The 18,480-nt window shown below is 68.2% G+C and carries 21 protein-coding genes and 1 pseudogene; 9 read left to right on the top strand and 13 right to left on the bottom strand.

From position 1 onward, the window contains the following. Nucleotides 1-38: 38 nt before the first annotated feature. Nucleotides 39-1,151 (bottom strand): serine hydrolase domain-containing protein, encoded by a 1,113-nt coding sequence (locus ON39_RS41505; RefSeq protein WP_040742463.1) that lies wholly within the window; start codon nucleotides 1,149-1,151, stop codon nucleotides 39-41. Between the two features lie 44 nt (nucleotides 1,152-1,195). Further along, complete coding sequence (locus ON39_RS41500) at nucleotides 1,196-2,053, bottom strand: helix-turn-helix domain-containing protein (RefSeq protein WP_040742461.1); 858 nt, start codon at nucleotides 2,051-2,053, stop codon at nucleotides 1,196-1,198. Nucleotides 2,054-2,201: 148 nt separating this feature from the next. Between ON39_RS41500 and ON39_RS41495 the strand changes: the two genes are divergently transcribed. After that, the gene (locus ON39_RS41495; RefSeq protein WP_040742459.1) at nucleotides 2,202-2,771 is read left to right on the top strand and encodes a hemerythrin domain-containing protein; all 570 of its coding nucleotides are present in this window, start codon (nucleotides 2,202-2,204) and stop codon (nucleotides 2,769-2,771) included. Between the two features lie 10 nt (nucleotides 2,772-2,781). Here ON39_RS41495 and ON39_RS41490 read toward each other — a convergent pair whose 3' ends face one another. Further along, a complete protein-coding gene (locus ON39_RS41490) occupies nucleotides 2,782-3,807 on the bottom strand; it encodes an isopenicillin N synthase family dioxygenase (protein ID WP_040742485.1) in 1,026 nt (341 codons plus the stop codon). Nucleotides 3,808-4,076: 269 nt separating this feature from the next. Here ON39_RS41490 and ON39_RS41485 point away from each other — a divergent pair, with 269 nt between their 5' ends. Further along, nucleotides 4,077-4,583: a GtrA family protein gene (locus ON39_RS41485; RefSeq protein ID WP_085998356.1), complete on the top strand. Its 507-nt coding sequence runs from the start codon at nucleotides 4,077-4,079 to the stop codon at nucleotides 4,581-4,583. Nucleotides 4,584-4,734: 151 nt separating this feature from the next. Beyond that, nucleotides 4,735-5,583, top strand: a complete 849-nt coding sequence (locus tag ON39_RS41480) for an alpha/beta fold hydrolase (RefSeq protein WP_040742457.1) — start codon at nucleotides 4,735-4,737, stop codon at nucleotides 5,581-5,583. Here ON39_RS41480 and ON39_RS41475 read toward each other — a convergent pair. After that, nucleotides 5,543-6,424 carry an NAD(P)-dependent oxidoreductase gene (locus ON39_RS41475; protein WP_040742456.1) on the bottom strand — a complete coding sequence of 294 codons (882 nt, stop codon included), beginning with the start codon at nucleotides 6,422-6,424 and terminating at the stop codon, nucleotides 5,543-5,545. The genes ON39_RS41480 and ON39_RS41475 overlap by 41 nt on opposite strands. A gap of 94 nt (nucleotides 6,425-6,518) precedes the next feature. Between ON39_RS41475 and ON39_RS41470 the strand changes: the two genes are divergently transcribed. Next, the gene (locus ON39_RS41470; RefSeq protein WP_040742455.1) at nucleotides 6,519-6,857 is read left to right on the top strand and encodes a winged helix-turn-helix transcriptional regulator; all 339 of its coding nucleotides are present in this window, start codon (nucleotides 6,519-6,521) and stop codon (nucleotides 6,855-6,857) included. A gap of 299 nt (nucleotides 6,858-7,156) precedes the next feature. Further along, nucleotides 7,157-8,710: an acyl-CoA carboxylase subunit beta gene (locus tag ON39_RS41465; protein WP_040742454.1), complete on the top strand. Its 1,554-nt coding sequence runs from the start codon at nucleotides 7,157-7,159 to the stop codon at nucleotides 8,708-8,710. Between the two features lie 21 nt (nucleotides 8,711-8,731). Here the strand turns inward: ON39_RS41465 and ON39_RS41460 are convergent, their stop codons facing one another. Further along, nucleotides 8,732-9,352 (bottom strand): TetR/AcrR family transcriptional regulator, encoded by a 621-nt coding sequence (locus ON39_RS41460; protein WP_174412620.1) that lies wholly within the window; start codon nucleotides 9,350-9,352, stop codon nucleotides 8,732-8,734. Between the two features lie 82 nt (nucleotides 9,353-9,434). Between ON39_RS41460 and ON39_RS51345 the strand changes: the two are divergent. Together ON39_RS51345 and ON39_RS51005 are read left to right on the top strand one after the other, a co-directional pair. Next, a pseudogene (locus ON39_RS51345) lies at nucleotides 9,435-9,707 on the top strand (alcohol dehydrogenase catalytic domain-containing protein); the annotation flags it as partial. Between the two features lie 415 nt (nucleotides 9,708-10,122). Continuing rightward, the gene (locus ON39_RS51005; protein ID WP_306307567.1) at nucleotides 10,123-10,401 is read left to right on the top strand and encodes a zinc-binding dehydrogenase; all 279 of its coding nucleotides are present in this window, start codon (nucleotides 10,123-10,125) and stop codon (nucleotides 10,399-10,401) included. Nucleotides 10,402-10,641: 240 nt separating this feature from the next. On the opposite strand, the gene ON39_RS41450 is transcribed toward ON39_RS51005, so the two are convergent. From ON39_RS41450 to ON39_RS41435, 4 genes are all read right to left on the bottom strand, one after another. Further along, entirely contained in the window at nucleotides 10,642-10,842 is a 201-nt protein-coding gene (locus ON39_RS41450) for a DUF1918 domain-containing protein (RefSeq protein WP_040742450.1), read from the bottom strand. An 84-nt stretch (nucleotides 10,843-10,926) separates the two neighbouring features. After that, on the bottom strand, nucleotides 10,927-11,193 hold the full coding sequence (locus ON39_RS41445) for an SDR family oxidoreductase (protein WP_211336465.1): 267 nt from the start codon (nucleotides 11,191-11,193) through the stop codon (nucleotides 10,927-10,929). A 12-nt stretch (nucleotides 11,194-11,205) separates the two neighbouring features. Continuing rightward, entirely contained in the window at nucleotides 11,206-12,186 is a 981-nt protein-coding gene (locus ON39_RS41440; protein ID WP_040742448.1) for an aldo/keto reductase, read from the bottom strand. Then, nucleotides 12,186-13,067 carry an EamA family transporter gene (locus tag ON39_RS41435; RefSeq protein ID WP_040742446.1) on the bottom strand — a complete coding sequence of 294 codons (882 nt, stop codon included), beginning with the start codon at nucleotides 13,065-13,067 and terminating at the stop codon, nucleotides 12,186-12,188. Before ON39_RS41435 ends, ON39_RS41440 begins: the two co-directional genes overlap by 1 nt. Before the next feature lie 63 nt (nucleotides 13,068-13,130). Between ON39_RS41435 and ON39_RS41430 the strand changes: the two genes are divergently transcribed. Continuing rightward, nucleotides 13,131-13,631 carry an Lrp/AsnC family transcriptional regulator gene (locus ON39_RS41430; RefSeq protein WP_040742444.1) on the top strand — a complete coding sequence of 167 codons (501 nt, stop codon included), beginning with the start codon at nucleotides 13,131-13,133 and terminating at the stop codon, nucleotides 13,629-13,631. A gap of 90 nt (nucleotides 13,632-13,721) precedes the next feature. Then, complete coding sequence (locus ON39_RS41425; protein WP_246003159.1) at nucleotides 13,722-14,213, top strand: MarR family winged helix-turn-helix transcriptional regulator; 492 nt, start codon at nucleotides 13,722-13,724, stop codon at nucleotides 14,211-14,213. Between the two features lie 98 nt (nucleotides 14,214-14,311). Here ON39_RS41425 and ON39_RS41420 read toward each other — a convergent pair whose 3' ends face one another. Genes ON39_RS41420 through ON39_RS41405 form a run of 4 tightly spaced genes read right to left on the bottom strand, consistent with a single transcriptional unit; the run spans nucleotide 14,312 to nucleotide 18,460 of the window. After that, complete coding sequence (locus ON39_RS41420; protein WP_040742443.1) at nucleotides 14,312-15,340, bottom strand: ABC transporter ATP-binding protein; 1,029 nt, start codon at nucleotides 15,338-15,340, stop codon at nucleotides 14,312-14,314. Continuing rightward, nucleotides 15,341-16,165 carry a carbohydrate ABC transporter permease gene (locus ON39_RS41415; protein ID WP_040742442.1) on the bottom strand — a complete coding sequence of 275 codons (825 nt, stop codon included), beginning with the start codon at nucleotides 16,163-16,165 and terminating at the stop codon, nucleotides 15,341-15,343. After that, nucleotides 16,165-17,082, bottom strand: a complete 918-nt coding sequence (locus tag ON39_RS41410; RefSeq protein ID WP_246003160.1) for a carbohydrate ABC transporter permease — start codon at nucleotides 17,080-17,082, stop codon at nucleotides 16,165-16,167. The genes ON39_RS41415 and ON39_RS41410 overlap by 1 nt, the downstream gene beginning before the upstream one ends. Beyond that, nucleotides 17,075-18,460, bottom strand: a complete 1,386-nt coding sequence (locus ON39_RS41405) for an extracellular solute-binding protein (RefSeq protein ID WP_040742441.1) — start codon at nucleotides 18,458-18,460, stop codon at nucleotides 17,075-17,077. Before ON39_RS41405 ends, ON39_RS41410 begins: the two co-directional genes overlap by 8 nt. Nucleotides 18,461-18,480: the final 20 nt, after the last annotated feature.

Here is an 18,480-nt window from a genome sequence, read left to right as displayed (position 1 = left end):
CCAGCTTAAGCACTTAACACGTTGGAACGACCAGGCTTTCAGCCGAGCAGGGCCAGCCGGGTGAATGCTTGGAGGGCGTGGTCGATGGGGTGGGGCTGGGGTCTTCCGTTGGGGTCGAGGGTGTTCCAGCGCTGCAGGTTCAGGGCGACGGATACCTGTCGTCGGCCGTCGGCGCTGGTGAGGGAGATCGCGCCGCCGCCCCACACCGAGCCGTCGTGCCCCCAGCAGACGCCGAGGCCGGGAATCTCCGTTCGGTGCAGGCCGAGCCCGTACTCGATCCGCTTCCCCTCGAACGATATGACCGGGACGGTGCGTTGCATCTGCGTCAGCGCGGCGTGGCTGACGATCTCGCCGGCCAGCAGCAGGCCGAAGAAGCGGTTCAGGTCGGCGACGGTCGAGACCAGCGAGGCCGCGGGGCCGACCCAGGACATGTCGAAGACGCTGAAGTCGCGCGGCGGGTCGATCATGCCGAACCAGGTCTCGTAGTGCAGCGAATGGGGACCGATGATGTACGGACCGGCGGGGAGCCCGGTGTCGCGCAGTCCGGCGCGCTCGATGACGTCGCGGGTGATGCACTGCTCGGCCGAGGCGCCGGTCACCGACTCCAGAAGTCGGCACAGGAGTAGGTAATTGGTGTTCGAGTACACGCCCGGCGTATTGCCCGGGGCACCCGTGGCCGGCGCGCGGACTCCGAGAGCGATCAGTTCGAGCGGGTCGAACCGCGTGAACCTGTTGTCCTCCAGGCTGTCCGGCGTCGTCTTCGCCACGTCGGGCAACGCCGCGAAGGACGGGTAGGCGTAGGGCAGATACTCGGCGAGGCCACTGGTGTGGTTGATCAGCATTCGGATCGTGATCGCCGAACCGCGCTCGCCCGGAACAACATTGGGCAGGTAATAGTCGAGAGAAGTATCGAGGTCTATCTCGCCGTTGTCGACCTGGTGCAGCACGGCCGCGGCCGTGAACGCCTTGGTGATGCTCCCGACGCGGTGCCGCATATCGGCCGTGACGGGGCGGCCGATGGCGACGTCGGCGACTCCGGCAGCGCCACACCAGCTTTGGTCGCCGTCGCGCACTTCGGCGAACACGCCGGGCAGGCCTGCGCGATGCAGGGTATCCAGGGCGGTCTGTAGTTTCGCGGGGTCGAGGGGCACGGCGGGTGTCCTCTCACTGTCGACGGGTGACGGGTGTGCCACCACTATCGACCGGCGGTCCCCGCCCGGTATTGGAAAAATTTCCCCCACGCCCGGTACCGGTGCTGGGCGATGGCCGACAGGTACTCCGTCTGCAAGGCGCCCGGCGTGTGGTCGGCGAAGGCCGACACGTCGCGGCACAGGTGCGCCTGATCGGTGTACCCGCAGTCCACCGCGACGTCCGCGGCGGGCAGGCCCGCGAGCAGTCCGTCGACCGCGTGCCGGAATCGGACCAGCATCGCCGCCCGCTTGGGCGTCAGCCCGATCTGGGACTCGAACCGCGCCAGCAGCCGCTTGTGGCTCCATCCGACGGTGTCGGCGAGCGCGCCGATCCGCACCTGTCCGTGCGAGGCGAGGATGCGATGCCAGCCGGCCAGCACCTCCGGATCGGGGCTGTGCGTCGGCCGGTCGCCCTGCGCCAGAAAGGATTTCGTCAACGCGAACCGCTCGTCCCAGTTCCGCGCGGTCGCGAGTTGCTCGCGCAGGCGCTGGGCCCGTGGACCCCACAGATCGTCCAGCGAGACGACGCCGTGGCCCAGCTCGCTCGGCGCGACCCCCAGCAGCGAGTACGCCCGCACCGGCGACACCCTGATCTCCACGCACTCCGCCCGCTCGCTGCGCACGCGCATGGCGTCCATGGGAAGTCCCGCGACGAAACCGCCGAGCGTGCGCCGCCCGAGCGCGTCGTCGACCATCACCTCCCGATCCCCGAAGCCGATCACCACGGTGATCGCCGACGTCCCGGCGACCCGAAGATCCAGCCCCGCGCCGCCCGCGTCGCGATAACCGATCATCGCGGCGCCGAGCGGCCCCGCGGTCGTGCCCGCGAAATCCCACTCGGGCTCCAAAACACTCGGTCGCACCCCATCAGATTACGGCGCGTCCTCGCGCACATCTTCCGGCTGCGTGGGGACGACGCCGCGGTGGACTATCGTGAACCGCGGAGCCTGCCCAGTGAAACTCTGCCCTGGCGTCCAGTACTTACCTGACCTGCGATATCAGGGAGGAATTGTGGACATTACCGAGCTCATCCTCGACGACCACCGTGAGCAGCGACGGCTGTTCGCGATGCTGGAGCAGATCGACCGTTCCCAGACCGCGGTGCTCTCCGCGATCTGGGACCGGCTGGCCGCCTTCCTCGAACTGCACGCGCAGGCGGAGGAGGAGATCTTCTACCCCGTTCTGCTGCAGGTGGGCATCGCGGCCCGGCGCGCGAGCGGGGTGAAGGACGAGACCCTCGACGCCATTCACGACCACAACGAGATCAGGGACGCCGTCGCCGAGGTGGGGCGTCACCAGGTCGGCACCGACGACTGGTACGCGGCCGTCGCGGCGGCGAACCTGGCCAACAGCGATCACATGGCCGAGGAGGAGCGCGAGGGTCTCACCGACTTCCGCAGGCTGGCCGGGCTGTCGCGCCGGCACGAGCTGGCCGTCGACTTCGCCGCCTACGAGGCGCGCAACTACGCGGGCGTGAAATCCGTCGACAAGGATCCCGACGAATACGTTCGCACCGTGGAGAAGGGCCTGCGAACCGGTGTGCCGGGATCATTGAGCGTCGGCAGTCTGAAGAAGAGCTGACCCGCGCGGGTCAGTCGGCCGACTGGTAGTCCGACGGGTCCGCCGAAAACGTCTTCTGCATCTTGCGCGAGATCCACTGTCCCGCGGTGGTGGCGCCGAGATGCTGCGGCGTCTCCCCGTCGGCGAAGGATCCGATCGGGTCGATGGCCGCGTCGTGGTTGGGCAGATAGAAGAACGGAATCGACAGGCGCGAGGAGGTGTTCCCGCGCTCGGGGTTGATCACGCGGTGCATCGTCGAGACCCATCGCCCGCCCGTCCACAGCGACATCAGGTCGCCGATATTGACGATGAATCCACCGGGAATGACTGGGACGTCACGCCATTCGTCGCTGCCGTGGCGCACCTGCAGGCCGCCGACGGCGGTGTCCTGGTAGAGGATGGTGAGGCTGCCCCAGTCGGTGTGCTCGCCGCGCCGCAGCTGTCCGGGCAGCGGCGCCTGCTGCTGCGGGAAGTAGTAGTTGACGGCCACCGAGGAGACGTGGCGGTCGAAGATGTCGTCGAAGAAGTCCTCCTTCAGCTCCAAGGCCAGGGCGAACAAGCGCATGAGGTCCGCGGCCAGATGGGTCAGTTCCATCATGTATTCGCGCCAGGTGTCGGCGAAGTTCGACGGTTCCTCCGGCCAGACGTTGGCCAATTTCCATGAGGCCCAATAGTCGCCGAGGTTTGCGCGCTCCTCGTCGGTGAGGTTGCCGGTCACGTGCGCCGAGAAGACCTCGCACAGGTCGGGCGGTGTCTTCTTGTCCAGGCTGTGCGCGGTGGACCCGGCCATCCGGCGGAACCCGGAGACGCCCGGCCTATGCGCGACAAGGTCTTTCGCCTCGTCGGGCATGGTGAAGAACTCTCGCGTCGTCGTGCACATGCGATCGATGAGGTTCTCGGGGACGCCGTGTCCGACGATGGTGAAGAAGCCCGAGCTCGTGCAGGCCTGGCCGATCGCCTGGGCGATGGCTTTGCGCCCGGCGTCGGTGCGCCGGGCCGACAGATCGATCACCGGGACGAATCCCTCGATGACCGTGACGCCGTTCGGAGTGCTCAATGTCGTTGTCCTCTCGTGTGTTTCGGTGCAGGCGTCGAGTATCGGAAGTCGGCGGGCGAACAGTCGCCGGATGGGTGCGCTGTCGAGAAGTTCCGCCAGATCTGCGCCGGGGTGCGTGAAGAAGTGCCGTAGCGAGGCGCGACGCGTGCGCGGATCGTGCACGGCGACCCGGGAAATAATCCACTTGCCCTATACGTATACATCTACGTATAGTCGGTCTGTCGTCGGAAGGCGGCACCGTCGAAGCTCGCGTTCTGATCGGAAAACCCATGACCGTCTTGCAGATGAACCGCCCGGGAGTCCTCCTCGGCGCCGGCGGCGAAACCGCCTGGGCCGGTCCCGCTTCGACGTCGCGCGCCGACCGGCTCCGCCGCATGGCGGAGTACCTGCGCGGCGACGCCGTCCTACCGCAGTTGATCCGCTTCGCCCTGGTCGGCGGCTCCAGCAACGTCGCCTACGTGCTGCTGTTCATGGCCGTGCACGGCATCGGCGCGCAGATCGCCAATATCGCCGGCTCGATCGTGAGCACGGTGATCGCGAACGAACTGCACCGCCAACTCACCTTTCGCGCCGCGGGACGAGTCACGTGGTTCGCCGCGCAGTGGGAGGGCGGCGCGCTCGCCCTGCTCGGCCTCGGCCTCAGCGCTACGGCGCTGGCCGTGCTGGATTTCCTGGCTCCGGGACTCGGCGGCCCCGCGCAGGCAAGTGTGCTGATCGCCGTCATGGCGGCCGTCGGCGGACTGCGTTTTATGGCTCTGCGTGGGTTGGTCTTCTGAAACTTGTTGCGATGCAACAGCTTGCACGTGCGGCAGGCATGGACGAGCCGGGTTCTGATTCGTGTCCGGCGTGCGGGGATGGCAAGAAAGTTCCCAAGGATGTCTATTTGGACTCTGGGTGGGGGAGATGGGTGCTCGCACAGTGTGTTCCATGAGCGACATGACGGGCGCGCGGAGAGCCGAGGTTCGGGTGGGCGGTGAGACGGCCAGTTATCTCACTGTCGAGCGGGATGGGCCCCCGGTGCTGCTGTTGCATGGAACCTATTGGAGCCGTGTGTGGCTTCCGGTGCTGGACCGTTTGGCGGCGGCGGGACTGCGGCCGGTGGCGGTGGACTTCCCGGGATTCGGGCGTTCGGGCGGGGAGCTCACTCCGGAAACGGCGACGGTCCCGGCCCTCGCGGAGTGGGTCCGGCGATTCGCCGCCGCGCTGGGTATCGCCGCGCCGATCGCGGTGGCGGGGCACGACATCGGCGGTGCTGTCGCCCAGCACCTGCTGGCCGACGCCGAACGCGAGGTGTCCCGGCTGGCCTTGGTCAACTCCGTAGCCTACGACTCCTGGCCCGCCCCGCACGTCGCCCGCCTCCGGGAACCCGTCACGGCGGACGACTTCCTCGCGGCCCGAAGACGCGCCGTGACAAGGGATCTCGCCGACGCGGCCACCGAACGACGCATCACCGACTACCTATCTCCCTGGACCGACCCGAGGCCTCGCCGCTCCTGGCTGGCCATGGTCCGCGCGGCCGACAGCCGCTACACCCTCGACCTCCTCCCCGCCCTACGGCGCTCCACGACGCCCAAACTGCTCGTCTGGGGCGAGGACGACGCGTTCGAAAAGGTCGAGTACGCAGAGAGATTCGCCGCCGAGATCCCCCGAACCACCCTCCACCGCATCCCCAGAGCGGCCCACATCCCCACCGAGAACGCCCCGGACCGAGTCGCCGACGCCCTCGCCGACTTCTTCACTGCCGCAACGCAGGCTGACGGCGCAGGAGATCGATGACGCCGGTGTTCGACTCCCTTCCCCCGCCCTCCGCGACCCGACGTTCCATCAATCTCATGAAGGGCGTGAGGAGTTCAGGGCTGACGCCCTGCTCGGCGGCCGTACGCAGCAGCGTCCCGTTCGTCGTCACCATCATCGCGAGATTCGACTCGACGCCCTCGGTGTAGTCGCCACTGACCAGTTGCGCCGCGGTCCCGTACGCGTACCCGGCCATGGCCTGCTGATAGCCGACCATGAGGGGCGCGAAATCCACCGGCGAGATGTCCTCCCCGCGGATCAGCGCGAAAGCGTGTGCGGCACCGGCGAACATGCCCCACATCGCGCTGAGCAGGGCCATGTCGTAGAGGGCGGCGAACCCGGCGTCCGCGCCGACGTACGTGACCCCGGCCGGCACCGCCAAAGCCGCGCCGTGGATTTCGTGCAGCTCCGCCGAGCCGCTGTAGAAGATATAGGCGCCCGAGCCGGCGACGCCGATCATCGACGGGACGGCCATGATGCCGCCGTCCAGGAAACGTCCGCCGCGCGCGGCGATCCAGTCCGACAGCGCACGCGCCTCGGCGGGGGTGCTCGTGGTCAGGTTGACGATGTCTCGACCGGTCAGGTCCAAGTCGTCGAGGGTGGAGCGCACCGACGCGTCGTCGAGCAGGCACACGACGACAAGACCGTTGGCGGCAACGGCTTGCGCGGCGGTCGCGGCGACCGACGCTCCGTTCGGCGCAGACCGGGCACTGCGGTTCCACACCGTGACGGCGTATCCGGCGGCGAGCCAGGAGCGGATCAGGGCCGAACCCATGTCTCCGAGTCCCAAGACGGTGAGCGACTTCTCAGCATGAACGGGCATGCCGAGTAGTCTCGAGCCTGATCCGGACCTGGTCGAGTACGCACAAGAAAGTGGGTACGCACCTCCGGGAAAGCGAACAGGCAGGAGAGGGACTGTGCCGAGCACACGCAGACCGGGCGAGTACACCTGCGGGCTCGACGCCACTCTCTCGGTACTGAACGGCAAGTGGAAGATGATGATTCTGTGGCCGCTCAGCGAGCTGCCGCACCGCTTCGGTGAACTGCGCCGCGCGGTCTCGGGCGTCACCGAGAAGGTGCTCACCGCGCACCTGCGCGAGCTGGAGGCGGACGGGATCGTGCACCGCGAGGTCTACGACGAAGTGCCGCCGCGCGTGGAGTACTCCTTGACCCCGCTGGGCACCTCGCTCAACAACGCTTTGCTCCCGCTGGAAGCGTGGGGTCGCGAGCACCTCATGGACGCTGCCGTCCGGTGATTCGGGAGGCTGCTGGGCGGTAGCGGTTCCGGCGAGACGGCAACGGGCGGGGCACGGACGTCGGTGCCGAGCCGATCTCGTCTACGACCGCGTCGGCCGTATCCGGAACCGCTGGTCGGGCCTGGCTGTTTCGGTGCGCGGTAAGGCGCGGATCGGCCCATTCGGGCTGTTGATCGTGCCATACGGAAAGGGTCGTGACTGTGACCTGTCCCGCATATGTGAGCGGTTGTTCCGTTCTCGTGTCCACACCGCTTAACGTCGCCATGGCACGACAGTAGGTAGGGAAGGTGGCAGCGAGCGTGGTGGAAACCCAGGCGAAGCTAGATGAACTGGTCAAGATCCTGGCGATCGCCGCGGAACCGGCGGGTGAGGCCGGTATTGCCAAGCGGGAGAAGAAGGGTGTTCCGAGCGTCCGCGAGCGGGTGAACATGCTGGTGGACCCGGGGACATTCATCGAGACCAGCGCATTGGCCCGTCAGCCCGACAAGCCGGACGCGCTCTACGGCGACGGGCTCGTCACCGGCCGGGGACTGATCGGCGGACGCCCGGTGGTGGTGATCGCCCACGATCAGACCGTGTACGGCGGCTCGGTCGGCATCACCTCGGCCCGCAAGTTCATGCGGGCTCTGCAGTTCGCGTTCGACAACGCCTGCCCGGTGGTGACGATCAACGACTCCGGCGGCGCGCGCATCCAGGACGCGGTGGGCTCGATCGCGTCGTTCGGCGACATCTCACGGGTGTTGGAGAAGCTGTCGGGCTATGTGCCGCAGGTGTCGATCATCCTCGGCAAGTGCGCGGCGGGCTCGGTGTACGGGCCGATCAACACCGATGTGCTCATCGGCACGCGGGATTCCTACATGTTCGTCACCGGGCCCGAGGTGATCAAGGCCGTCAACGGCGAGGACATCAGCGCCGAGCAGCTCGGCGGCGCGGAGGTGCAGGCCAAGCGCGGCACTTTGCATCACGTGGCCGACACTGAGCAGGAGGCCTACGCCTGGGCCCGCCAGTACCTCAGCTACATGCCGACGAGCTGCCTGGAGCAGCCGCTGGTCGTGAATCCCGGTCTGGAGCCGGAGATCACGGCCACCGACCGGGAACTCGAGAAGATCATCCCGGACTCCGATCGCGCCGGCTACGACATGCACGAGATCCTGCTGCGGATCTTCGACGACGGCGAATTCCACGAGATGCGTGCGGCTTTCGCCCCCAATCTGATCACCGGGTTCGCCAGGGTCGACGGGTATCCGGTCGGCGTGATCGCCAATCAGCCACTGGTGCTTGGTGGTTCGATCGACGCCGCCTGTTCGGACAAGTCGACCTACTTCATCCGGCTGTGCGACGCGTTCAATATTCCGCTTGTGTTCGTCGTCGACACCCCGGGCGTGCTGCCCGGCTTGGACCAGGAGGCCAACGGGGTGATCATTCGCGGCGGCCGGGTGCCGCGCGCGATCATCGAGGCGACGGTGCCGATCATCAACCTCGTGGTGCGCAAGTCCTACGGCGGCGCCTACGGCATGATGGCCGCCCGGCAGGTGGGCGCCGACATCAGTTTCGCCTGGCCCACCGCGCGAATCGCGGTGATCGGCGCGGAGAGCGCGGTCGACCTCATCGGCAAGCGGCAGCTGGCCGCCCTGCCGGACGATCAGCGAGCCGCCGCGCGCGAGTTCATGATCAACCATTACAACGAGACGCTCGCGACCCCGTGGATCGCCGCCGAGCGCGGGTACATCGACGCGGTCATCGAACCGGCGACGACCCGCTTGGAGATTCGGCACGCGCTGCGCCTGCTGCGCGAAAAGCCAACGGTGAAGCCGGAATTCAATCCGCGCAAGCACCCCGTTTACCCCATGTGATCCTCCTCGCCCGGCTGCCCCCTACACCGAGGGGATCAGCCGGGGCACGGGCGGGAGCGGCGCGGACTCCGGCGTCGTCCGAAAGGACTGGATCATGAGCGCGGCGAAGCGGCGGGAGGCGGCGACGCGCGCGGCTGGTGTCGGCGCGTGAATGCCGTTGTTGGCCATGAGCATCAGGACGAGGTCGTCCACGACAATGTCGGGGCGTAACTGGCCGGCGTCCTTGGCGCGGCGGATCAGTTCAGCGGCGCCGGTGAGCGACGCGGTGCGGATCGCGGCGAAGTCCAGCGCGTGCGGGTAGGTGGACATGAACGCCGCGTTGAATCCGTAGTCGCGCGCCTGCATCTCACAGAGCTTCTCGAGCGCGCGGCAGAAGCCGTGCCAGGCGTCCGTCTCGGCGAGTCCCTCGTCGACGATGGCCTGGCAGGCGAGCATCTGGTCGGTGAACGCCTCGGCGACCAACGCCTGCTTGGTCGGGAAGTGGCGGTAGAGGGTGGCGGGGCCGACCTCGGCGCGCCGCGCGATCTCGCGCATCGGCACGTCGAGCCCGTCGGCGACGAACACCGCGCGGGCCGCGTCGAGGATGCGCTCGCGATTGTCGCGGGCGTCGGAGCGCAGGGTGTGAGGCAAACGGGCGGGCACCACTCTCACTTTAGCTAAACGGACGGGGGCGTCCGTTACGGTCCGCTGGTCAGTTCCGATCGAGCAGAGTACGGAGACTCCAGTGAAAGCAGTGCAGGTCAAGGCGTTCGGCGGCCCCGAGGTCCTCACGGTGGTCGACCTTCCCGCTCCGCGCCCCGCTGCGGGGCAAGTGCTGATCGAGACCGAGGCGGCGGGGGTGGGCGGGGTCGACACGCTGCTGCGCAGCGGCGCGTTGGCCGACTTCGGATATGAGCCCGGCCGGGTGCTCGGCAATGAGGTCGCGGGTGTGGTGAGCGCCGTCGGCGACGGTGTAGACGCTTCCTGGGTGGGCCGGCGCGTGTGGGCGTTCACCGGTATGGACGGCGGCTACGCCGAACAGGTCGTCGCCTCCGCCGAGACCCTCGTCCCGCTTCCCGCCGGCGTGTCGGCGGTCGACGCGGTGACGCTGGGCACCTCCGGCACGGTGGCCCATTTCGCTTTGCGCCATGTGCATTTCGCGCGCGGTGAGCGGGTGCTGGTGCGCGGCGCGGCCGGCGGCATCGGCGTGTTGACGGTCCAGCTCGCCGCTCGAGGTGGCGCCGCGGCGGTGGCGGTGACGACCTCGTCGGCCGAGCGCGGCGAGCGTCTGCGCGAACTCGGCGCGACGCACGTGCTCGACCGCGCGGGCGGGGGAGCGGCGGACGCCGACCGGCGAGCTACGACGTCATCGTCGACATCGTCGCGGGGCGGACCTGCCCTCGTTCTTCGCCAGGCTCGCGCCGAAGGGGCGCATGGTAGTCGTCGGTGCGATGGGTGGCTGGCCCCCTGCGGATTTCGGCAAGGAGATGATCGCGAGCTTCCAGAAGTCGATGACGTTCGCGACCTTCAGCGCCGACACCGTGTCCGCGCCCGACCAGCGTGCCGCGCTCGCCGACCTGTTCGCCGCCGCCGACCGAGGTGAGGTGAAAGCCGTTGTGCACGAGGTGCTACCACTCGCACAGGCAGCTGAGGCTCACCAAAAGATGGAGGCGGGCGAGGTATTCGGCAGAATCGCACTCACGCACGACTGATCACGCTGTCTGTCAACGGTTTCGATGAGTCCAGTGGTGGACGATGCGTGGTGCAGTCGCCGTTGCCCGGCACTCCGCACAGCGGGAATCGACGCTCCGGTCCGGGAGCGACCGGCAGAAGTCGATCGCGACGAAGTATGGTCGCGGTGAGCCACCGCGCAGCAATGCGACAAGCCGCCCCATCGCATGCGGTGAGGCGGCTCTCCTGGTCGAAACGATGGCTGGTTCAGTTCGAGGACGTCACTCGGCGGCCGACGCCTTGCGATGGTCGACGACAGTGTCCGGGCCGGGCGACACGATGCTCTCGTGGCCATCCTCCGCCCGAACCCGATAGGGAGGCGTGCCGTCGGCGCCGAGCACTTCGACGACCTCGACGACCCGGTCCGGCTGGCCGACGATGCGGCTGTGCATCACCAGCCTGTCGCCCTTCGATGCGTGCATGTGAAGCCTCCTCGTATCCGTAGGGACCTTACGGATTCAACGGTACGGCCACGCGCCGGATCGTCGTCGCGGCTTCGGGCGCCCTCAGAAAACTCCGCCGCCCGCACCGATGTTCTGGCCGGTGACCCAGCGCCCTTCGTCGCTCGCGAGGAAGACGACGACGTCGGCGACGTCCTCGGGCCGGCCGACCCGGCCGAACGGTGACATCTCCGCGGCCACCGCGCGGTCGCGTTCGGGGAGCAGGTCCGTGTCGGTGAAGCCGGGAGACAGGGCGTTGACGGTGATATCGCGCGGGCCGAGCTCACGCGAGAGCACGCGCACGAACTGCTCCACGGCGGCCTTGGTGCCCAGATAGAGCGAGGTTCAGTGGTGGCCGAGTACGGGGTGTGGTCGGTACGGTTTCTCCAGCGCGCCTATCTCGCTCTCGCTCAGGCGGATTCGTACTGCGGCGATCGCGTCGTCGAGGTGCTTCGTTTTCGTCGCTCCGATGATGGGCGCGGTGACGCCGGAGCGGGTGAGCAGCCAGGCGAGGGCGACCTGGGCGGGCGGGACGTCACGGGCGGCGGCGACCGCGCGTACCGCGTCGACCACGTCGAAATCGCCGTCGGTATACATGCTTTCGGCGATGTGGTCGGTGCCGGATCGCACGGTGGTCCGGCCGCCGCCGCGGGTGCGGGAGCCGGTCAGCAGTCCGCGGGCCAGTGGGCTCCACGGAACGAGACCGACACCCTGGTCGAGGCAGAGCGGGATCATCTCCCGTTCTTCCTCGCGGTAGACCAGGTTGTAGTGGTTCTGCATCGAGACGAACCTCGTCCAGCCGTGTGCCTCGGCGACGTGCTGCGCCTTGGCGAACTGCCAGGCGAACATGCTCGACGCGCCGATGTACCGCGCTTTTCCGGACGCGACAACGTCATCGAGCGCGTGCATGGTCTCCTCGATCGGAGTCTCGTTGTCCCAGCGGTGGATTTGGTACAGGTCGACGTGGTCGACGCCGAGCCGCGCGAGCGAGGCGTCGATGGCGGCCATGATGTGCCTGCGGGACAAGCCTTTATCGTTCGGACCGGGCCCCGTCGGAAAGTAGACCTTGGTGGCCAGCACGTAGTCGTCGCGGCGCGCGAACAGCTTGCCGAGCAGCCGGCCGGTGATCACCTCGCTGACCCCGTCGGAGTACATGTCCGCGCTGTCGAAGAAGGTCACGCCCGACTCGACGGCCCGCCGGACGATCGGCTCCGCGTCCTCCTCGCCGAGCACCCACGCCCACGACGCGGGGTCGCCGTAGCTCATCATGCCGAGGCACCCGCGCGACACCGTGAGACCGGATGTGCCGAGCCGAACGTATTCCATCAGTTCTCCTTCTGGGGTTCCTGGTGCATCGAGACGCCCGCGACGATGAGCGCGATGCCGGCCAACTCCTGGATGCCGGGGATCTGTCCGAGCACCGCGACCCCGATCACCGTCGCGACGGCGGGCAGGATGCTCAGCATCAACGCGAAAGTGCTTCTGCGTAACCGGGCCATGGCGAGCTGGTCGGTCACGTAGGGGATCACCGACGAGCAGAGGCCGACGCCCGCGCCCGCGAGCAACGCCATGGGGTCGGTGCAGGCCGGGGCGGCCGCGCCGAGGCAGAACGGCGTCGCGACCACCGCCGCGATCAGCATCGCCGCGCCGAGTTGATCGATCCCGGATGGTCCGTCGGTGTTGGCGATCCGGTGGCCGAGCACGACGTAGAGCATGAACAGCGCGCAGTTCGCGAACGCGAAGACGAAGCCGAGCGGCGAGCCGGCGAGCCGGATGTCGGTCAGCGCGGCCACCCCGCCCACGGCGAGCACGAGCGCGAGCATGTTGCGGCGGTTGCGCATACCGATCGCGGCCAGCACGATCGGGCCGAGGAATTCGATGGCACCCACGGTCGCCAGGGGGAGCCGCGCGATGGCCAGGTAGAAGGTCGCGTTCATGGCCACGAGTACCACGCCCAGCGCCAGCAGCACGCGTCGCTGCCGCGGCGTGCACCGCCGAAGCAACCGCCACGGCCTGCGCCACACCGCGAAAAACACTGCGGCCCAAGCGATGCGCAGCCACGCCACGCCGAGCACGTCCACCCGGGCGAACAGCAGCACGGCGAAGGCAGGCCCGAGGTAGTGGAAGATCGCGCTGAGGCCGAAGTACGCCGACGCGGGCACCCGCGCCGACGTTCGGCGCGCGCTGATCCCGGACGGTGATGTCATGCGGAGTATCTTCCGAGGAAATACTCGAGGCCGGAATGGCACTATCCAGGGAGAAGGCGCGAGTTGCCTGGAAAATCAAGGCCCAACGGCCGAGAAACCTTCACCGATCGCGAACGGGCGTTGGACGAGGTGAATGTCCGGCTGCTCACCGAGCTGCACGACGATCCCCGGCTGTCCATGTCCGAGCTGGCCCGGCGGGTCGGGATGTCGGCGCCCGCCGTCACCGAGCGGGTGCAGCGGCTGGAACGCGACGGTGTGATCACCGGCTTCCGCATGGAGGTCGACCCGGCCGCTCTGGGCATGCCGGTGGCCGCGCTGGTGCGGATCCGCCCGGGGCCCGGCCAACTCCCCAAGATCGTGGCGGCGGCGCGGAACACCCCGCAGGTCGTGCGGTGCTTCCGGATCACCGGTGAGGACTGCTTCCTGCTCGAGGTGCACGCGCCGTCGATCGGTGAGCTCGAGGAACTGCTCGACGGATTTCTCTTGTTCGGGCAGACGACCACCTCGATCGTCGTCTCCGAGCCGGTGCCGCGGCGTCCGCTGCCGATACCGCACAGGCGGTAGGGCGGCCGGGGGCCGTGACTACAGTGAGTGAACGACCCTGTGCACCGGACAGGATGGCGGATAGCTACGTCGCAAGCCAAAAGGATTGCGGTGGAAGAAGAGTGGGAGGTGGAGCAGATGGACACGGCGGGACCCGACACCGACGACGCGGTGCGCGCGATGCTGCTGCTCATGCCTCGCCTGGTCGGCCGGGCCAAGCGAACACCGCCGCCCGAAGAGCTGGCCTCGTTCGCGCTCGCGCCGCGACACCTCTCGCTGCTGGCCTATCTGCTGTTCGACGGTCCCATGACGGTGAACGAACTGGCGGCCAGACTGGAGATCGCGCCGACCACGGTCAGCCTGATGGTCGGCGATCTCAGCAGGCAGGGCGTCTTGGCGCGCCGGGAAGACGACAGCGACCGCCGTCGCAAGATCATCAGTATCGCCGAGGAGAAGTTGCCCGCGATCCGACGCTGGCTGGCCCGCGGCGCCGAGGCTTGGCGCACCGCCCTCGAACCGCTCGATCCCGCGCAGCGGCGTATGTTCATCGACACGCTGCGGGCTTATGAACACGCCGTGACCGCGCTCGATACCGATCCGTAGCGCGCATGTGCAAGCCGGGCGCGCGACCGGTTGGCCCGCAGCCGCACTCTCTCTAGCATCCGCATGCGTGTTGAGGCGGCGATTCCTAGTGCGCGTCACTAGAACTGGTGCGACGGTTCGGCACGCAGCGCGCCCGACTCGGCGTCGTAGAGCAGCACCCGATCCGGTTGCGGGATCACCCACGCGTCGGTGCCGGGCGCGGGCTCCTGCGCCTCGGGCACGGTGACGCCCACATCGAACCCGTCCCCGGCCACCGTGACGAGCGAGGTCGCGCCGAGATGTTCCACCGTGGACACCGTCCCGCGCAGCGCGCCGTCCACGGCCGTGGCGGAGAAGCCGAGGTACTCGGGGCGCGCGCCCCAGATGACCGACGCGTCCAAACCGACCAGCTCGCCGGGGATCAGGTTCATCGGCGTCGACCCGATGAAGTTGGCGACGAAGGTGTCGGCGGGCCTGCGGAACACCTCGCGCGCGGTGCCGAGCTGGCGGATCCGCCCGTCCGACATCACCGCGATCCGGTCGGCCAGCGCCAGCGCCTCGGCCTGATCATGGGTGACGAACACCGTGGTCACGCCGAGTTCGTGCTGGAGTTTCTTCAGGAAGGTCCTGGCCTCCAGCCGCAGTCGCGCGTCCAGGTTGGACAGCGGCTCGTCGAACAGGAAAACCTTTGGGTGACAGGCCATCGCACGCGCCAGCGCGACCCGCTGCTGCTGCCCGCCGGACAGCTCGGCCGGGCGGCGTTGCATCAAGCCGTGCAGCGAGAGTTGCTCGCCGGTCTCGGTCGCCTTCGCGGCGCGGGTGCGCCGATCGGCGCCGCGGACCTTCAGCGGATAGGCGATATTGTCGACCACCGACATGTGCGGGAACAGCGCGTAGTCCTGGAACACCATCGCCACGTCGCGGCGGCCGGGCGCGAGCCGGGTGACGTCCCGGTCGCCGATCCTGATCTGCCCGCCGGTCGGAGTCTCCAGACCGGCGATGGTGCGCAGCAGCGTGGTCTTGCCGCACCCCGACGGCCCGAGCAGCGCGAAGAACTCGCCGTCGTGGATGGTGAAACTCAGGGCGTCCAGCGCGGTCACATCGCCGGGGTAGACCTTGGTCAATTCGACCAGATCGATCTGCGCCATCTAGGACTTGATCCCTCCGTGGAGCCGGAAGCCGTAGCGCCGGTTGACGAACAGGTACATCAGCACGACCGGGATGGAGTACAGCAGCGAGAACGCCGAGATCGGCCCGAGCTGCGCCCCGCCGCCCTCGTCGTAGAAGGTGCGCACCACCACGGCGGCCGGCTGCTTGTCCTGGTCGCGCAGCAGCAGGAACGGCACCAGGTAGCTGCCCCACACGTTCACCACGGTCCACACCGCGATCGTGGCGAGCCCCGGCCGGGCCACCGGAACCACGATGTCGCGCAGGATGCGCAACGGCCCGGCCCCGAACACTCGCGCCGACTCCTCGTAGGACCGGGGTACGGAGTCCATGAAGTCCTTCAAGATGAAGATCGCCGCGGGCAGCAACCCGCCCGACAGCACGAGCACCACGCCGAACTGCCGATCCAGCAGCCCGATCTTCCAGATCATCAGGAAGATCGGCACCATCGCCGCGGTGCCGGTGACCACGCTCGACAACAAGAGCAGCACATACAGCAGCGCGTCGCGGCCGGGGATGCGGACGCGGGACAGTGCGTAGGCCGCCAGCGCCGCGCTCGCGACCACGAGCACCATGCAGAACACCGACAGCAGCACCGAGTTCCACAGCGAGCCCATGGTGAGGTCGTTCTCGAACAGATCCGAAAAGTGTTGCAGGGTCGGCTTTTCCGGTACCCGAGGCGCATAGCCCGGATTGGCGTCGAACGGTGCGGCGGCCAGCCACAGCATCGGCAGCGCGAAGAAACCGGTGACCACCGCGACGAAGGTGTAGAAACCGATCCTGGAGACGACCTGCCTGGGATTCATCACGCCCTCCGCCGCAGCAGTCGCAGATAGAACAGCGCGAGCACCAGGTTGATCAGCAGCATCAGCACCGACGCGGCGGCGCCGTAACCCAGCGCGCCGTCATCGATGCCCTGCCGATACAGGAAGATCGGCAGCGTCTCGCTGCGATGGTTCGGCTCGCCGCGGGTCAGCAGGTACGGCGTGAAATCGTTGAACGTCCACAGGCTGATCAGCAGCGTATTGGTCAGGATGTGCCCGCGCATGTGCGGCAGCAGCACGTCGCGCAGCAGTTGGGGGCCGGACGCACCGGCCAGCCGCGCGGTCTCCACCTGCGAAGGCGGCACGGTGGACAGCGCCGCCGCGTAGAGCAGCATCGAAAACGCCGTGCCGCGCCAGATATTGAACACGATGATCACGGCGAGCGGCTGCTCGATCATCCAGGCATAGCCCGGCCGGTCCAGCAGCCGGTTGACGGTGCCCTCGTCGCGGTCGAGCATCGCGATCCACAGCACGGCCACGACGCTGGCGGGCAGGATCCAGGCCAGCAGCACCAGGCTCTCCACCACCGCGCGCACCCAGCGGGCGGCCGTGCGCATCGACCAGGCCAGCGTGAAACCGAGGCAGTTCTGCCCGATCACGGCCGAGCCGAACACGAACAGCAGGGTGATCCACACGCTGTTGCCGAACAGCGGATCGTGCAGCGCCTTGGTGTAGTTGTCCAGCCCCACCACGGAAACGTCCACCGAGGTGCGTCCGGAGACGGTGAGGTCGGTCAGGCCGATCCACAGCAGCCACAGCGCCGGGAACACCAGGAACGCCGCGATCAACAGCAGCGCGGGCGCGACGAACGCGCTCGCCTTCCAGCGCCCCAGTCCGGCCACATCGGTGTCGGGCCCGACCCGCCGCGCGTCCGGGACGGGGATCGCCGGATCAGTCACCGGCGACCTTGTCCTTGCCGACCGCGTCCGCCACGGCCTTGGCGTAGGCCGCCGCGGCGTCCGCGGTGCTCTTGCCGGTGATCACATCGAGCGTGGCTTGCTGCAACGCTTTCGACACCTTCGTGTACTCCGGCAGCGCCGGCCGCAACGAGGTGATCGGCAGGATCTGCTGGGACACGAAGGTCAGCATCGGGTCGCCGCCGAGCGCCTGAGCGTTCACGTCCTGTCGCGCGGTGATCCGCGGACCGCCACCGGCGAGCAGCGCCTCGAACGCCTCCGGCGAATTCATGAATTGCAAGAGTTCCCAAGCCAATTCGGCGTGCTTGCTCTTCGGGTTGATCACCCGTCCGCCGCCGCCGGACACGCTGACGAAGTCCTGCCGGTTCACCCCGGTGCCCGGCGTCGCCGCGGGGACCTTCGCCCAGCCGACCTGCGTGTCCCGCTCGGCCATCGGGAAACTGCCGCCCTTCGGATTCAGCACGCCGCGCCACAGGTAGTCGCTCTCCAGCAGGATGCCGACCTGGCCCTTGGCGAACTTCTCGAAGCTCTTCTCCCGGCCCTTGGCGTCCTGCTGCAACTGCGCGTCGCCCAGGTTCTCGTCGTACACGGTGCGGTAGAGGTCGAGCACGCTGCGCAGTTTCGCGGTGTTGCCGACCCACTTGTCGCCCTCGTAGAGCGTCGTGCCCGCGCCCGCCAGCAGCGGCAGGACGCCCTGTGTGGTGGTCGCCTCGCCGAAGCTGGTGCCCGCGTTGAGCTGTACCGGGATCACCCCCGGCACCGACTTCAGCTTGCGGCCCGCCTCCAGCACCTGATCCCAGCTGGTCGGCTGCCAGTCGGCGGGCAGACCCGCCTGCTGGAACAGCTTGCGGTTGAAGAACAGCACCCGGCCGTCGGTCTCCTGCGGAACGCCGTACTGCACACCGTGGTAGGAGGTCAAGCGCTGCACCGACTCCGGGATCTGCCGCCAACCGTCCCAGGCCGCGACCTTGTCCGCGCCGACCAGGTCGTCGAGCGGCTTGATCTGCTGCCCCTCGGCGAACTCGCCGACCCAGATGCCGTCCAGCGACACGACATCCGCGCCGGTGCCGGTCTTGAGGTCCTTGGCGATCCGGCTCTTGTAATCCTCGTCGGGGACGCCGGTCGCCTGGAATCGCACCTTGACGGTGACGCCCTTGGCCTGCTGCTGCGCCACGAACTTCGGGATGACCCAGTCCTCGATCCACTGCGCCTCGGCCGCGTTCTTGCCGCCGGCCGAGTTGATCGCGTTCGCGGTGATCGTCAGCGAATCGCCGCCCCCGTCCGACCCGCAGGCCGCCGATCCGGCCAAGAGCGTGCCGACGCCCACCACCGCTGCGAACATCCGCCAGTTCGATGCCATGGGTTCCTCCTGAAAGGCAG

This window comes from Nocardia tenerifensis NBRC 101015 (assembly GCF_000308715.1).
Taxonomy (GTDB): Bacteria; Actinomycetota; Actinomycetes; order Mycobacteriales; family Mycobacteriaceae; genus Nocardia; species Nocardia tenerifensis.
This window is presented reverse-complemented; position numbering and strand designations above follow the sequence as displayed.

What these genes read in the sequence shown, in the direction of transcription:
- ON39_RS41485 (WP_085998356.1), top strand. Translation starts at nt 4,077, where the DNA reads ATGACCGTCTTGCAGATGAACCGCCCGGGAGTCCTCCTCGGCGCCGGC.
- ON39_RS41480 (WP_040742457.1), top strand. Translation starts at nt 4,735, where the DNA reads ATGAGCGACATGACGGGCGCGCGGAGAGCCGAGGTTCGGGTGGGCGGT.
- ON39_RS41475 (WP_040742456.1), bottom strand. Translation starts at nt 6,424, where the DNA reads ATGCCCGTTCATGCTGAGAAGTCGCTCACCGTCTTGGGACTCGGAGAC.
- ON39_RS51005 (WP_306307567.1), top strand. Translation starts at nt 10,123, where the DNA reads ATGGTAGTCGTCGGTGCGATGGGTGGCTGGCCCCCTGCGGATTTCGGC.
- ON39_RS41450 (WP_040742450.1), bottom strand. Translation starts at nt 10,842, where the DNA reads ATGCACGCATCGAAGGGCGACAGGCTGGTGATGCACAGCCGCATCGTC.
- ON39_RS41440 (WP_040742448.1), bottom strand. Translation starts at nt 12,186, where the DNA reads ATGGAATACGTTCGGCTCGGCACATCCGGTCTCACGGTGTCGCGCGGG.
- ON39_RS41435 (WP_040742446.1), bottom strand. Translation starts at nt 13,067, where the DNA reads ATGACATCACCGTCCGGGATCAGCGCGCGCCGAACGTCGGCGCGGGTG.
- ON39_RS41420 (WP_040742443.1), bottom strand. Translation starts at nt 15,340, where the DNA reads ATGGCGCAGATCGATCTGGTCGAATTGACCAAGGTCTACCCCGGCGAT.
- ON39_RS41415 (WP_040742442.1), bottom strand. Translation starts at nt 16,165, where the DNA reads ATGAATCCCAGGCAGGTCGTCTCCAGGATCGGTTTCTACACCTTCGTC.
- ON39_RS41405 (WP_040742441.1), bottom strand. Translation starts at nt 18,460, where the DNA reads ATGGCATCGAACTGGCGGATGTTCGCAGCGGTGGTGGGCGTCGGCACG.